General features: G+C 44.0%; 16 protein-coding genes. 5 read left to right on the forward strand and 11 right to left on the reverse strand.

What is annotated here, in order from left to right:
• Nucleotide 1: 1 nt before the first annotated feature.
• Together EWM62_RS16235 and EWM62_RS16240 are read right to left on the reverse strand one after the other, a co-directional pair.
• The gene (locus EWM62_RS16235) at nt 2-475 is read right to left on the reverse strand and encodes a ribonuclease H-like YkuK family protein (protein ID WP_129877731.1); all 474 of its coding nucleotides are present in this window, start codon (nt 473-475) and stop codon (nt 2-4) included.
• 142 nt (nt 476-617) lie between these two features.
• The gene (locus tag EWM62_RS16240) at nt 618-1,208 is read right to left on the reverse strand and encodes a hypothetical protein (RefSeq protein WP_129877732.1); all 591 of its coding nucleotides are present in this window, start codon (nt 1,206-1,208) and stop codon (nt 618-620) included.
• 64 nt (nt 1,209-1,272) lie between these two features.
• Here EWM62_RS16240 and EWM62_RS16245 point away from each other — a divergent pair, with 64 nt between their 5' ends.
• From EWM62_RS16245 to EWM62_RS16255, 3 genes are read left to right on the forward strand one after another with little or no spacing between them, the layout of a single operon-like run.
• Nucleotides 1,273-1,980, forward strand: coding sequence for a M23 family metallopeptidase (locus EWM62_RS16245; protein ID WP_129877733.1), 708 nt, complete (start codon nt 1,273-1,275; stop codon nt 1,978-1,980).
• A complete protein-coding gene (locus EWM62_RS16250) occupies nt 1,977-2,735 on the forward strand; it encodes a DUF4846 domain-containing protein (protein ID WP_129877734.1) in 759 nt (252 codons plus the stop codon). Before EWM62_RS16245 ends, EWM62_RS16250 begins: the two co-directional genes overlap by 4 nt.
• 50 nt (nt 2,736-2,785) lie before the next feature.
• Entirely contained in the window at nt 2,786-3,037 is a 252-nt protein-coding gene (locus EWM62_RS16255) for a hypothetical protein (protein WP_129877735.1), read from the forward strand.
• Here EWM62_RS16255 and EWM62_RS16260 read toward each other — a convergent pair whose 3' ends face one another.
• Together EWM62_RS16260 and truA are read right to left on the reverse strand one after the other, a co-directional pair.
• The gene (locus EWM62_RS16260) at nt 3,038-4,792 is read right to left on the reverse strand and encodes an ABC transporter ATP-binding protein (RefSeq protein WP_238989380.1); all 1,755 of its coding nucleotides are present in this window, start codon (nt 4,790-4,792) and stop codon (nt 3,038-3,040) included.
• Nucleotides 4,793-4,937: 145 nt separating this feature from the next.
• Nucleotides 4,938-5,696: a tRNA pseudouridine(38-40) synthase TruA gene (truA, locus tag EWM62_RS16265; RefSeq protein WP_129877737.1), complete on the reverse strand. Its 759-nt coding sequence runs from the start codon at nt 5,694-5,696 to the stop codon at nt 4,938-4,940.
• A 130-nt stretch (nt 5,697-5,826) separates the two neighbouring features.
• Here truA and EWM62_RS16270 point away from each other — a divergent pair, with 130 nt between their 5' ends.
• Nucleotides 5,827-6,294 carry a DUF4293 domain-containing protein gene (locus tag EWM62_RS16270; RefSeq protein ID WP_129877738.1) on the forward strand — a complete coding sequence of 156 codons (468 nt, stop codon included), beginning with the start codon at nt 5,827-5,829 and terminating at the stop codon, nt 6,292-6,294.
• Nucleotides 6,295-6,297: 3 nt separating this feature from the next.
• Here EWM62_RS16270 and EWM62_RS16275 read toward each other — a convergent pair whose 3' ends face one another.
• Together EWM62_RS16275 and EWM62_RS16280 are read right to left on the reverse strand one after the other, a co-directional pair.
• Nucleotides 6,298-6,606: a type II toxin-antitoxin system RelE/ParE family toxin gene (locus tag EWM62_RS16275; RefSeq protein ID WP_129877739.1), complete on the reverse strand. Its 309-nt coding sequence runs from the start codon at nt 6,604-6,606 to the stop codon at nt 6,298-6,300.
• Nucleotides 6,591-6,824, reverse strand: coding sequence for a hypothetical protein (locus tag EWM62_RS16280; protein ID WP_129877740.1), 234 nt, complete (start codon nt 6,822-6,824; stop codon nt 6,591-6,593). Before EWM62_RS16280 ends, EWM62_RS16275 begins: the two co-directional genes overlap by 16 nt.
• Nucleotides 6,825-7,141: 317 nt before the next feature.
• On the opposite strand from EWM62_RS16280, the gene EWM62_RS16285 reads away from it, so the two are divergent.
• Entirely contained in the window at nt 7,142-8,986 is a 1,845-nt protein-coding gene (locus EWM62_RS16285) for a DEAD/DEAH box helicase (RefSeq protein ID WP_129877741.1), read from the forward strand.
• Between the two features lie 107 nt (nt 8,987-9,093).
• Here the strand turns inward: EWM62_RS16285 and EWM62_RS16290 are convergent, their stop codons facing one another.
• The 5 genes from EWM62_RS16290 to EWM62_RS16310 form a co-directional block, all read right to left on the reverse strand.
• Entirely contained in the window at nt 9,094-9,414 is a 321-nt protein-coding gene (locus EWM62_RS16290) for a hypothetical protein (protein WP_129877742.1), read from the reverse strand.
• A 58-nt stretch (nt 9,415-9,472) separates the two neighbouring features.
• Nucleotides 9,473-9,817, reverse strand: coding sequence for a hypothetical protein (locus EWM62_RS16295; protein WP_203235066.1), 345 nt, complete (start codon nt 9,815-9,817; stop codon nt 9,473-9,475).
• Between the two features lie 36 nt (nt 9,818-9,853).
• Nucleotides 9,854-10,861 (reverse strand): NAD(P)H-dependent glycerol-3-phosphate dehydrogenase, encoded by a 1,008-nt coding sequence (locus tag EWM62_RS16300; RefSeq protein WP_129877743.1) that lies wholly within the window; start codon nt 10,859-10,861, stop codon nt 9,854-9,856.
• Between the two features lie 372 nt (nt 10,862-11,233).
• Nucleotides 11,234-12,571, reverse strand: coding sequence for an efflux RND transporter periplasmic adaptor subunit (locus EWM62_RS16305; protein ID WP_129877744.1), 1,338 nt, complete (start codon nt 12,569-12,571; stop codon nt 11,234-11,236).
• A 25-nt stretch (nt 12,572-12,596) separates the two neighbouring features.
• A complete protein-coding gene (locus EWM62_RS16310) occupies nt 12,597-14,036 on the reverse strand; it encodes a TolC family protein (RefSeq protein ID WP_129877745.1) in 1,440 nt (479 codons plus the stop codon).
• Between the last annotated feature and the right edge of the window lie 5 nt (nt 14,037-14,041).

Below are 14,041 nucleotides of genomic sequence, written 5' to 3' on the forward strand. Positions count from 1 at the left end.
CTTACTGCACCATCTTATTGGCACAGCACGAGCTGGCGAAGGCCTCGGGTTTGGCCTTAAATACAAAGCCCATGCTCAGGATGTAGCCCATTGCTTCGTGCAGGGCAGCGTTGCTTTTAAACATAGGGTTGGTGTTGATGTCGGCGTGTACCTCAAGGCCTACATCATACAGGTCAAGCAGGTCGCAAAGCTTGTAGGCAATATCAATAGATTTTTGCACCTCGTAAAGCATCCGTTCCTTTATGCTCATTTTTTGCGAGGTACGTTCCTGGTGAATGAACATGAAGGCGCCGCGCTGTTCGCGGATAAAAACAATAACGGTAGCAAAATCGGTAACAGAGCCCTTCACCTGCGAATCTGTACCGATACAAACTTTTAATTTATTGCCCAGGTTGGTTTCCCGTTCAATGGCAGCTTCCACTTCTTCCAATATGGGTGTTTGGATCACCTCTCCGCTAAATTTTCTCCAGGTCATAAAAATTGTATTAGAGTTATTTTAGTACGGCCTTTTTACAGGTCTATAAAAATAAGCGATAAACAATTTTATAAACGTTATTATGCGGTTATTTATTTGTTAACATTTACCTGAATATTAACAGGTTAGGTAAATACTATTCCTATCGCTGGCTTAACTCCGCCTCATCGATATATATTTTAAACCTCGGGAACATCGTACCTTCTACCTTTATGGATTTTATACGGCCGGATACACCGTACACCTTGCCTGCATTGTTTTTAAACTCATCCAGCGGCATGGCTTTTTTGGGTATGATATACTCAAAGCTAAAGATCTGCGTCGCTTTTATATTCGAAGCAGTTACCATCAGGGTATCGGTTTTATCATTTACAAGCTGGATGCTGTTGAACCCTTCTTTTGAAGTAAGCGGGTGCCCGGCCAATATTACCCTGCGCCCTGCGAAGGCAGCTACTTTCTTTTGGGCTTCGTTCTTTGTCACTTTTTGCTCGTTCATCAGCCCCGCTTCCGAAAGGATGTACATATACCTTAAACCGGCCGCTTCGTCCCCGTCCTTATCTGCATCCGGGATCCTTTTTAAAAATTGCAGCGACAGGCTGTTAGCCCCATCCCACTGCTCGGCCGAAAGATACCCGATCAGCTTATCCCATTCTTCATCTTTTGTTATCGATTGGGCTTTCAGGTTAATAGAGATCATAAGCAGCAGGACAAACAGCGCAAGTATTTTTTTCATGGTGTAATATAACAACCAAAAATTGCATACCGCGTTGCTTTTTTATAAATTTAGTCACCAATTTATGAAGAAGCTGCTACTGATATTCGCTATCCCTTTATTTACAATTTCGGCTTTTGCGCAGGATGTAAGATCTATATGCATAAAAATTAACGAGCTTAATAATCGGGTACTTAACGGCACCATTAAACGGGCCGATGCGGCAAGGCAGTTTAAAACATTGCTGATACAGATAAAGGTAAGCGCTTCTGCAAATAACCCCACCTGGATATTCCCGCTTAGCGGTTACAAAAGCAGCGCTATTGGCGGCACAAACGGCAATGGCTACAGCGATAAGGGCTATAACTACCTTGATGGCAACAAGCACGCCGCCCACCCTGCCCATGATATTTTCATAACCGATAAAAACCAGGACGGCATTGACGATAAAACAAGCAAACCTGTTGATGTACTGGTGGTGGCCGATGGTATTGTTGTAGCCTGCAGTAATCAGTGGGAACCTGCAAGCACCCTGCGCGGCGGCAAATTTATTTGGGTGTACCACCCGGCAACGGGCATATTTACTTATTATGCGCACAACCGCGCCATATTTGTAAACCCCGGCGATGAATTAAAAGCCGGCGACAAGATTGCCCAAGTTGGCCGTACCGGATTAAATGCTTACAAGAAACGCTCGCCTACGCATTTACATTTTTCTGCATTTAAAATAGTGAATGGGCTGCCTGTACCTTTTAACCCCTACCGGCAACTGGTTAAATCAATAAAACGATGAAAAATATTTTAGCCTTGATTTTATTGGTATCTATGGTATCGTTTATCCCTGCGGATAATGTGCATACGCGCTTTAAGCCATCAGCAGGATATGCGAATATTGCTGTTGCACCGGGCAGTTTTGGGGCATACCTGCAAAACCTGAAGCTTAAACCTGCAGGCACCCATACCAAAACCTATACCGGCAGCATCGCCCGCACCGACCCTTACACCGCCGCCGTGGTTGATATGAGCGTTGGCACACAAGACCTGCAGCAATGCGCCGACGCCGTAATGCGCCTGCGCGCCGAATACCTGTATCAGCAGGCAAACTACAAAGCCATATCCTTTAACTTCACCAGCGGGTTTAAATGTGATTATGTGCACTATGCCAACGGTTACCGTTACGCCAATGAGCGCTGGGTACTAAAAGGAAAAAAGGATTACAGCTATCCCAACTTTTTACGCTATATGAACCTGGTGTTCTCGTACGCGGGCACCTTATCATTACAAAAAGAATTAAAGCCGGTTACCAACCCTGATGATATAAAGGCCGGGGATGTGTTTATAAAAGGCGGCTCGCCGGGGCATTGTTTTATGGTGATGGATGTATCCGAAAATGCCGCCCATAAAAAACAGTTCCTGCTGGCGCAAAGCTTTATGCCTGCTCAAAATATACAGGTACTGCAAAATGGCTCGCCTTGGTTTAGTTTGGGTACCGTAGCCGGGATCCCCTACGGCGAATTGGTAGATGCAAAGTATTTGAAAAGGTTTTGATAAGGCTGTAAATCCAATCAACAATTTATCGGTTTACCTGTTATGCTAACATGACAACACCTGCAAACAACCCCGATAAACCTTCGCCATCAGACACACCTACAAACAGGCCGCATGATGAAGGCCATAAAAGTGTTGTAAAAAAAGAGGATAAGGAATACCATGCCGACGAGCCTCAACAGGAGAACGTGGCTAAATATTACGAAAACCGCGAGCAGCCGGTTACCCCGGTGAAAAACCCGCCTAAAGAAGACCAGCCAAATGGTGCTGTAGATGGTGCACGCCGTTTAGAATCTAAGTAACTATAAGGGTTTGGCTATCCCTGCCGAGTTAAATTGTAGATCGTATAGTTTGCGGTAGTAGCCGTTGTCCATCCTAAGCAGTTCCTGATGGGTACCCATTTCTTTTATCTCGCCATGGTCCAGCACGATGATCTTATCGGCGTTTTGAATGGTAGACAGGCGGTGGGCGATCACAATGGCTGTGCGGCCCTGCATCAGTTTGCTAATCGCGTTTTGGATCAATAGTTCGGTTTCGGTATCTACCGATGAGGTGGCTTCATCCAAAACCAAAATGGCCGGGTTATAAACCAGCGCACGGATAAACGAGATCAATTGCGCCTGCCCCGCCGAAAGCGTTGCCCCGCGTTCCATCACGTTATAATCGTAGCCTCCCGGCAGGCGTTCAATAAACTCATGCGCGCCCACATCTTTTGCTGCCGCGATGATCTCTTCCCTGGTGATGTCCGTGTTATTAAGGCTGATATTATTGCCAATAGTATCGGTAAACAAAAAAACATCCTGAATCACCGTGGCTATTTTCGAGCGCAGATAATCCACCTTATACTCACGGATATCGTGCCCGTCAACCTTTACCTCACCCTTTCCAATATCATAAAAACGGTTCAGGATATTGATGGTTGATGATTTACCTGCGCCCGTAGCGCCCACCAAAGCCAGCGTTTCGCCGGGTTTTACGTGGAAGTTGATATCCTTAAGTACCCAGTTCTCGTCGTTATAGGCAAACCAAACGTTGTTAAATTCTATTTCGCCCTGTAGGGTTTCCGGCGCAAGTTTGCCATCGTCAATAGCAACCTCGTCGGTATCCAGTACTTTAAAGATCCTGTCGGCACCTACCATACCCATTTGCAGGGTGTTAAATTTATCGGCCAACTGGCGTATGGGGCGGAACAGCATGTTCAGCAACACAATAAAACCTGTTATAACCCCCGGCGTAATTCCATTTGGCGATGCCGATAATGCGTGCATCTGCTGGTCGTTAAGGATGCGTTTACAGCCATACCATACCAGCAGGGCCATGCAAATAGCAAACAAGATCTCTACCACCGGAAAAAAGATAGAATAGTACCAGTTTGAGCGAATGTTGGCATCACGGTACTTCATATTCACCGCTTTAAACTTTCGCATTTCCTGCTCTTCGCGGGCAAAATACTGGATGATGCCGATCCCGCTGATGTGCTCGGCCAAAAAAGTGTTTAATTGAGCGACCTGTGTACGCACTTCCTGGAAAGATGATTTAATGGCCTCTTTAAACACATAGGTCGACGCAAAAAGCAATGGCATAGGTATCAGCGTAATGAGCGCCAGCTTCCAGTCCTGGTACAGCATAATGCCAATAACGGCAACCACCAGCAGCAGGTCGCCCATGATAGAGATCAGCCCTTCCGAAAATATATCGGCGATAGTTTCCAGGTCAGATACGGTACGGGTGATGAGCATCCCGATAGGTGTACGGTCGAAATATTTTAAGCGCAGGCTGGTAATGTGGTTAAAAACATCCTTCCGCAGATCGCGGATAACCGATTGCCCAAGCGCGTTGGTTAAGTAGGTTTGGTAATATTGCGCTATGGTTTGTATAACCAGTTGGGCTATCATCAGCCCAATCATAAACACAAGCCCATCGTAATCGTTACCCAAAATGTTTACATCAAGCGTACGTTGGATCAGTATGGGCTGTACAATGGCAACAGCGGCCAAAAAAATGGTAAGGAAAGTAGCAATAATAAAAGTGCGGTTATATGGCGTTACGTAATGCATAACCCGGCCCAGCAGCTTCCAGTCAAGCGCCTTGCCGGTAACGCTGCCCCCTCCGCCCCCGTTGGCTAACGGGGGAGTTTTTGAATTACTATCTTTATTTTCTTTGCTCATTATTCTAATAAAAATCTTGTTCCCCTTCAGGGGGTTAGGGCGCTAAATAATTATATTTTACCTCCGTTAAATACAAGCCGCAGGCCGGTACGCTCATGCCTGCCTTACTGCGGTTTTTGCTTTCTATTATCCCGCGCACTTCTTCGGGGCTTATCTCGCCCTTGCCAACCATCATCATGGTACCTACAATAGCGCGTACCATGTTGCGCAAAAACCTATCGGCAGAGATTTGAAAAACGATGCCATTTTGCGTTTCCACCCATTGGGCTTTTGCAATTTTACAATTATTGGTTTTAACCTGCGTATTACTTTTGCTAAAACAGCTAAAATCTGTGTATTCCATGACTATTGCTGCCGCCCGGTTCATCAGGTCCAGATCAGGCTTGTCGCGCAGCAGCCAGGAGTAACCGTGTAAAAACGGGTGCTTTTCAAAATGGATGTGGTATTCGTAAGAACGCAGGGTGGCATCAAACCGCGCATGGGCATCGGCATGAATGGGGATGATATTTTTGATGGCGATGGAATGTGGCAGCAGGGCGTTTAAACTGCGTTTGTCCATGGTCGATGGTCTATGGTCCATGGACTGTATATCTATATGCGCGAAATACTCTTTAGCATGCACACCGGTATCCGTGCGGCCGCAGCCCACAGTTTCAATAGGCTGGCGCAGCAGGGTCGCCAGGGCTTTATCCAGCACTTCCTGTACGGTTATGGCATTTGGCTGTGCCTGCCAGCCATGATAGCTGGTGCCATCGTAACTTAATTCAATAAAATATCGTTGGGTGTTTGCCACGCGGCAAAGTTAAGTTTGTTATTTGGTTGTAAAGCTTAAAAATGTTGTAAAAGTTGAAATTGTAAGCTACTTATATCTGTTATATTTGCACATTAACATACAACTACTGTAACCTTTCAAATAAATAGTTATGCTACAACGTATCCAATCTATATACTTGCTGTTTGCATCCTTAGTGCTTTTCGCGCTATTTGTTTTCCCCCTTGCGCATAACATTTTTGTGGATGGCAAACTGGTAAATGTAACCGTTACCGGCGTTTACGAAATTGTTAACGGGCAGGATAAGCAGATACAGCCATTTTTACCACTCACCATTATCACTGTTATTGCCGCACTGATACCGCTGGCAGTAATATTCCTTTATAAGAACCGCAAGCAGCAAATTACTTACAGTTACATAGCTATACTGTTGCTAATAGGCTATAGCTTCTGGATGGCGCAAACCGTAAAAAACGTAGTTGGCCCTATAAAGCTGGAGTATAAAAACATGGGGATAGGCCTGTTCCTAACATCGCTCAGCATTATCCTGATCATTTTCGCTGTAAAGGCCATCCAAAGGGACGAGAAGTTAGTAAAATCGGCGGATAGGTTGCGGTAGGGGTTACATTGCAGGATAATGCTTTGATGGCTTTTGCCGTGCACTCCTGATGTTGATCAATTCGATCTGTTTCTTCAGGGGTTTTAAACGGTAGGTAACTATGGTAAGAGGATTTATTGGGCCACGGTATGCATTATTCTTTTTGCCCGACCGCTGAAGTATTTCGGGATGCTTGCTCAAAACCTCAAAGAAATTCTCAGCTTCATTAATAAAGTTCGTCACCTCTCTATCGGTCCAGTTCGCTGCCAAATATCTTACGATCTTATCAAAGCCATTTGCGGCCTGCCTGGTCCAGATTATTTTGAACGCCATTTATCATACTTTGCCATAACCTCTTCGTGTGTTAAGGTTTCACCGTTATCGGCCTGGTTTATCCCTATTTCAATTTCAGCTTTTTCCTGTTCATCTATCTCGTCCCACCAGTCTGCCTGTTGTTTATTTTTCAAATCAATAAAGCTTCTTATAACCGCCGGCTCATCAATATCAGTAAGCCATTTTATAAGATTTAATTTTTCGGCCTGAATATCCATACCCAAATATACCAATTTTCTTTTTTTATCCCCCCTCTTTTGACCTGCAAATCATATCGCTGTAACAATCATTTTTATACAACCATTTATACTTTTTAACGCCTTGCCATTACAGCTTAAAACACAGGGTATGTATCCTTTACACTAACATCAAAACCATTAGTGTAAAAAACTTATTGATTTTAAGCAAGTTACGCCAAATAGCGATGATAAATTTACCACAATTACAAATTCAAAAAACAGTATTTGAAATACCAATTATTAATTGTACTTTTGCACCCGATTTGGCGATGTAGCCAAATACGTTATTTTAATTCATGAACCCATTTATTAATCTGGGAATCCGTCATGATATTGTTAATGCCATCTCTGAGTTAGGGTTTGAAAATCCTACACCAATCCAGGAACAGTCAATTCCGGTATTGTTAACAGGCAGCAACGATTTTGTCGGATTAGCCCAAACAGGGACCGGTAAAACAGCTGCTTTTGGACTGCCGCTATTAGAACTGCTCGATTTCGAAGAAAATCATCCGCAGGCGCTTGTTTTATGCCCAACACGTGAACTTTGTTTACAGATCACGAACGACATTAAGAACTACGCCAAGCACATGAACAACGTTAATGTTGTTGCCGTTTACGGTGGTGCAAGCATTCAGGATCAATTACGCCAAATTAAACGTGGTGTACAGATCGTTGTTGCTACACCCGGCCGTATGCTTGACATTATTAACCGTAAGGCGATCAATTTTTCGCAGGTTAAGTTTGTAGTATTGGATGAGGCTGATGAGATGCTCAACATGGGCTTCCAGGAAGACATTGACAGTATTTTATCAACCACGCCCGACGAGAAAAAAACATGGCTATTTTCGGCCACTATGCCTTCTGAAGTTAGAAGGATCGCTAAGAAATACATGACCGACCCTTTCGAGCTTACTATGGGCGAGAAAAATACAGGTAATGTTAATATCGACCACGAGTACTACGTTGTACGTGCCCGTGATAAATATGCAGCCTTTAAACGTATTGTTGACAATAACCCCGAGATCTTCGGTATCGTATTTTGCCGTACCAAAATAGAAACGCAGGAAATTGCGGAAGCGCTTATGAAAGACGGCTACAACGCCGACTCGCTACACGGCGACCTTTCGCAGCAACAACGCGACAAGGTAATGAAACGCTACCGCGAGCGCAGCCTGCAATTGTTAATTGCTACTGATGTTGCAGCACGTGGTATTGATGTTAATGATGTTACACACGTTATTAACTACAGCTTACCCGATGAGATAGAAAATTACACCCACCGTAGCGGCCGTACAGCCCGTGCAGGTAAAACAGGTGTATCTATCGCTATCATCAACAGCAAAGAGCTTGGTAAAATTCGCCAGATAGAACGCACCATAGGTAAAAAGTTTGTAAAAGCTGAGATCCCAACAGGTTTTGATGTTTGCGAAAAACAATTATTTGCCCTTGTACATAAAGTACATAACGTAACCATTAACGAAGAGCAGATAGAGCAATACATCCCGCGCATTATGGATGAATTTGCGGAGTTAACTAAAGAAGATGTGATCAAACGTTTTGCATCGCTTGAGTTTAACCGCTTTTTAGATTATTACAGTAATGCACCAGACCTTAACGCTCCTGCAGATGATTTCCGCAGGGATGGCGAAAGAGGGGAGCGCGGCATGCGCGACGCTGGTGGCAAATCAGAATATACACGTTTGTTTATCAACTTAGGTAGTGTTGATGAGTTTAACCGCGGCGATTTGCTGGGTTACATTTGCAACAACACCAAAATAAGCGGCCGTACCGTTGGCAAAATTGATGTTAAAGGTGTTTACTCGTTCTTTGAAGTAAGCAACGGCGATGTTGACCAGGTAATGAACAACTTTAAAGGCGTTGAATTTAAAGGCCGCGAAGTTAGGATAGAAGTATCCGGCGAAGGCACCAGCAGCCCAAGAAGCGGTGGTGGCGAACGACGTGAAGGTGGTTACCAAAGGCGCGAAGGCGGCGGCGGCTTTAACCGTGACAGGAACAGTAGTGGTGGCGGACGCCGCGAAGGTGGTTTTAACAGGGACAGGAGCAGCGGCGGTGGCGGCGGTTTCCGCGATTTCTCTGGCAAACCCCGCGAAGATCGCCCGGAACGCCGCAGAAGATTCTAATTAGTTAGTTTTCATAGTAGCTTACGGAGTAGTTACCGTAAGCATAGTTTTAGTTTAGTTTTGTTTACAAAACCTCTCGTTTGTTTATCATCCGGGAGGTTTTTGTTTTAGCGGCTAAATTTTACTACAACCGAATCGGGGTATAATAGGTTCATCTGCTGGTCGTCCAGCTTTTGAATAACAAACTTGGTATATGGCTGGTTGCCTTCAAATGAGGTGAAAATGGTATCGCCTTTTGTAAAATAATCCTCGGCGTTTTGCTCATCGCCATCCATAATAAACTTTTTATCGGTTATTTTAAGGGTAACGTTGGCATCTTTTGATTTCCAGCTGCCCAGCAATTTAGTGTTCGATCCTTTTTTTTCGCAGGCGGTTATCAGTAATGCCATTCCACATAGCATCCCCAATATTAAAGCATGTTTTTTCATTTTGAGCATAAAGTAATAAAAAAGCACCGGTTGGTTAATCGGTGCTTTTAATAAATTATTAATTGGCGGGTTTATCAACCAGTTGCACTTTTGGCACATAAATATGGCGCCCTTTTTTATTAACGTAATAATAGTACGAGTTTTTATCGATGTAAATGGTTTGGCCCTGCGGCCCTACCTTGGCATCATACTTTTTATCTGTTACGGCCGATGCGCCCTTTGATGCTACTTCGGCTGTTTTGTTGCCCACTGTTTTAGCTGCCTTTTTGGTGGCATGCCAGCCTTTTTTGGCGGTTGTGCCTACCTTTTGGCCAAGTGTTGTATCCTTATGTGTTTGCGCATAGCTTGTTGATGCAGCAAATAATGCCGCGGCAAACATGGTGGTTTTAAATAGCTTTTTCATTTTCCTGGAAGATTTTTGTTTGGTTAACTGCAGTAGTTAACTCAATTTCTCTGCCAGTTTCTGCATTTCTACAGCGGGGATGCTTTTCTTGTATAAAATAGCATAAACAGCATCGCATATGGGCATATCAACCCTATATTGCTTGTTTACCTGGTGTAGGCAATTTACTGCATAATAACCTTCGGCAATCATATTCATTTCCAGTTGGGCCGATTTTACGGTATAGCCCTTGCCTATCATATTACCAAAGGTACGGTTACGGCTAAACTGCGAATAAGCGGTTACCAGCAGATCGCCCAGGTAGGCCGACTCTTTGATATCCCTGTCAATAGGGTGTACCTTGGCTACAAAACGTTCCAACTCGCGTATGGCGTTTGATATCAAAACCGACTGGAAGTTATCGCCATAACCCACACCACGGCAAATACCGCCCGCAATAGCGTAAACGTTCTTTAGTACAGCACCATACTCGGTGCCGTATATATCATCAGATACAATGGTTTTAATATACCGGGTGCTTAGCATCCCGGCAAATTCGGCGGCAAGGCCGGCATCCTGCGATGCAATGGTTAAGTACGATAGTTTCTCCAGGGCCACTTCTTCGGCATGGCACGGGCCGCTTATCACCAGGAAATGATCAAACGGTACATCGTAATACTCGTTCAAAAACTCGCCGATGATCTTATTCTCATCAGGCACTATCCCTTTAATTGCCGATACTATCTTTTTACCTTTCAAATCGGCAGCGGTAATACCCTGCAGCGCCTCCTTTAAAAAGGCAGCCGGCACATTCAGCAGCACATAATCTGCCAATTGTATAAGCGATTTAAGATCGGTAGAGATGTTTTGAGCCGGTACTTTTATTTCAACCGAGCTAAGGTAATTTGGGTTGTGGCCAAATTTTATAATATGCGATACTGCTTCCCCGTTACGCATCCACCAAAAAATCTCTTTTTCGACAGGGTTATCGGTAAGCATTTTAATATTAGCGGTGGCCCAGCTTCCGCCGCCCACAACAGCAATCTTGTTTTTTTGCTTAAGCATTAAATCAGTAATGAACCAAACGGGCAATTGGTTTTCCCGTGATGCAAATTAATGAAATATTATTGGGAAAGGCAGAAGGTTGAAGCTAAAAGGTTAAAGGCAAAAGGCCTCTTCAGCCTGAGCTTGCCGATGACTTTTACACATCTTAACGATCCAAAATGTTCACGTTCACGTTTGCGCAAGTACGCGAAATTTCTCAATAACCTCATAATCAGGCTACTCAACTTTAGCGTACTGACAAAATGGCGCCACCACCTTTAAACAAATAAATGCTATCGCAGGGAGGTGGCTTATCTTGACATCCCTTTAAAACACAAAAGGCGAAAAGTCCTAAAACCTTTCACCTTTTGCCTTTTACCATTCAGCTAAAAACTACTTCTTGGCATCGGTATTAAATAGTTTCGATTTATCTACTTTCTCTACTATCATACCATCTTTCAATGTTTTAGAGATGGCTGCAAATGGCGCCGATACTACATCCTCACCGCCTTTAAGGCCGGATAATATCTGGATATAAGTATCATCCTGTATGCCGGTGGTTACTTCAACCTGCTTAACTTTATTGCCCTGCAAAACAAATACGTACTCTTTTGAAGGCGCGGTTGTGGTTGTTTTCTTATCATCCTTCTGTGCATCGCCGCCTGTGGCTGCGGGCTTTTTCTCGTCGCGGGTGGTAACAGATTGTATTGGTACCGATAATGCTTTTACATGGCTGGTTTGTATATCAACTGTAGCGGTTAACCCCGGGCGAAACGGCGAATGATTTGCAGCGTTCTTTTTCAACAGATCGATGTACGATTGCGCGGTGATCCTAACCTTAACGGTAAAGTTGGTAACCTGGTCGGCATTGGTGCCTACCACGTTTGCCGAACTCCCTATCTCAATAACCTCACCTGTAAATTTCTTGCCTAAAAAGGCATCTATCTCAATTTGCGATTGGTTACCTATAGCAATACGGTTAATATCGTTCTCGTTCACATCCACATTAACGTCCATTTTGGTAAGGTCAGATATGGTCATGATCTCGGTACCGGCAAATTGCTGGGTACCTAAAACGCGCTCGCCCTGCTCAATAGATAATTTTGATACCACACCATCAACCGGCGAGTAAATGGTTGTTTTGGCCAGGTTATCCTGCGCTTCTTTTACAGATGCCTGAGATTGCTCTAAACCGTATCTTGAACCTACAACGTTTTGTTTGGCCGCCTCTAAAGAAGCTTTAGCACCTTCGTAATTGGCTTTAGCCTGCTCAAACTCGGCAATGGTTAAAACCTTTTTATCAAAAAGTTCCTTGCTGCGTTTGTATATCGATGCCTGGTTGGCAAAAGTAGCTTCGGATTGTTTAAGCATTTGCGATGAATTACCTACGCTTGCCTTTTGGGTGTTGTACGATGCCACAGCGCGGTCGTAACCCGATTTAAGGATGTCGGGGCGGATACGGCACAGCAACTGGCCTTTTTTAACCACGTCGCCTTCTTTAATAGGCAGCTCAACCACCTCGCCCGATACTTCGGGGCTTATCTTCACCTCAATGTGCGGTTTAATTTTACCGCTGGCAGATACGGTTTCGTTAATGTCGCGGCTTTCGGCCTTTTCAATGGCTACCTGCGTTAACTGCGGCTTACCTATTATGCCGGCTGCTTTGCCAATGATCAGTAATACGATCAGTGCGCCAAGGCCTATCAAAATATATTTAGTAGTTTTTCCCATGATGATTTCAGGATTGTTTTGGTGTTTAAAGTGTTATAGGATTTCCGAGATAGTAGTCAATTACTTTGCTTCTGAACACAACTTCGTATTGCGCCTGTATCAGGTCGAATTGCGATTTATTTAAATTAGTAAGCGATGTGTTATAATCAAGCGAGTTTACCAGGCCAACATTATAACGTTCTTGTATTACGTTAAATGCCTCCTTGTTAGCGTTATACGTTTGCTGCATAGATTGGTATTTTTTTTCGGCAGCCTGCACATCCCATACCGCCTGTATAATGGTTTTGCTTAAATTATTTTTTGATAACTGTGTAGATACCTGGGCGTTTTCGTAATTGATCTTTGCCTTACGGACAGCGGTACGGGTAAAGAAACGGTTGAATATAGGTATCTGCAGGTTAAAACCTACCGATTGGTTAAGGTTATTGCTTAATTGCGTTGCAAAAGATGTTGTACCGCCAAATACCGGGGTTGTTGTAGGTAGGTCAATAGTAGAAGGTACGCCGTTAATATTACCATTAACCGTTTGAAAACCCTGCACAGTACCTAATACGGCCTTACTTGTGCTGCTGTATTGAGTTACTACCGAACCCGAAAAACTTAAAGTTGGGTAATAACCGCCTTTAGCAATTTTTATAGCCTGTAAATATGCTTTCTCGCGCGTTTGTGCAAGCACTACATCAGGGTTTATGGCAAGCGCGGTATTTAATACATTTTGCGGGTCGTAAGCGGTAGCTACGGTAAGTTTGCTAACGTCCGGTTTTTCAATAGTTATCGGGGTTAGCGGCGGCATCTCCATGTATTGCTTTAACACAAGTATAGATAAGTCTAACTGATTTTGCGCGGTTGTTAAATTTAATTCGGCGGTAGATTGCTGCGCTTTTGCCTGCGATAGGTCGGCAAGGGTTTGGTTACCTACATCAAAATTCTTTTGTGCCCTGTCCAGCGTTATTTTGGCCACGCCAATTTGCTGCTGTGCTGCGGCTACAAGGTCCTGGTTGGTTAATATAGACAGGTATTGTGTAACAACATTTAATATCAGGTCGTTTTTTATTTTAGCTGTGTTTGATTTATCGGCATCGAGCAATAAGCGGTTTTGTATGATCTGGTTACGCAGCTGCCCTCCCTGAAAAACGGTTATTTGGGCCGAGGCCGAGTTGGTATTGTAAAAAAAGCTCCCGTTATTAATGGCCAGGTTGGTTTGGTCGGTAGCACGGCCAAAATTATATGAGCCCTGCGAGTTAACAAACAGGTTTGGCAATAAATTATTTTTGGCTTGCCTGTAATCTTCGGTGCTTAACGCTTCGGTAAGCTGCGCTTGTTTTATAGTTAAATTGCGTTCAAGGGCCCTGTCAATGGCTTTTTGCAGGGTAATAACCTCCTGCGCTTTTACACTTAAGTTAACCGTTGAAAGTAATATGAAGCAGGCAATAGTTACTTTTGTGATGTGTAAGTTTAGTTTCATAATAA

The sequence above is a fragment of the Mucilaginibacter terrigena genome (assembly GCF_004168255.1).
Classification (GTDB): Bacteria; Bacteroidota; Bacteroidia; order Sphingobacteriales; family Sphingobacteriaceae; genus Mucilaginibacter; species Mucilaginibacter terrigena.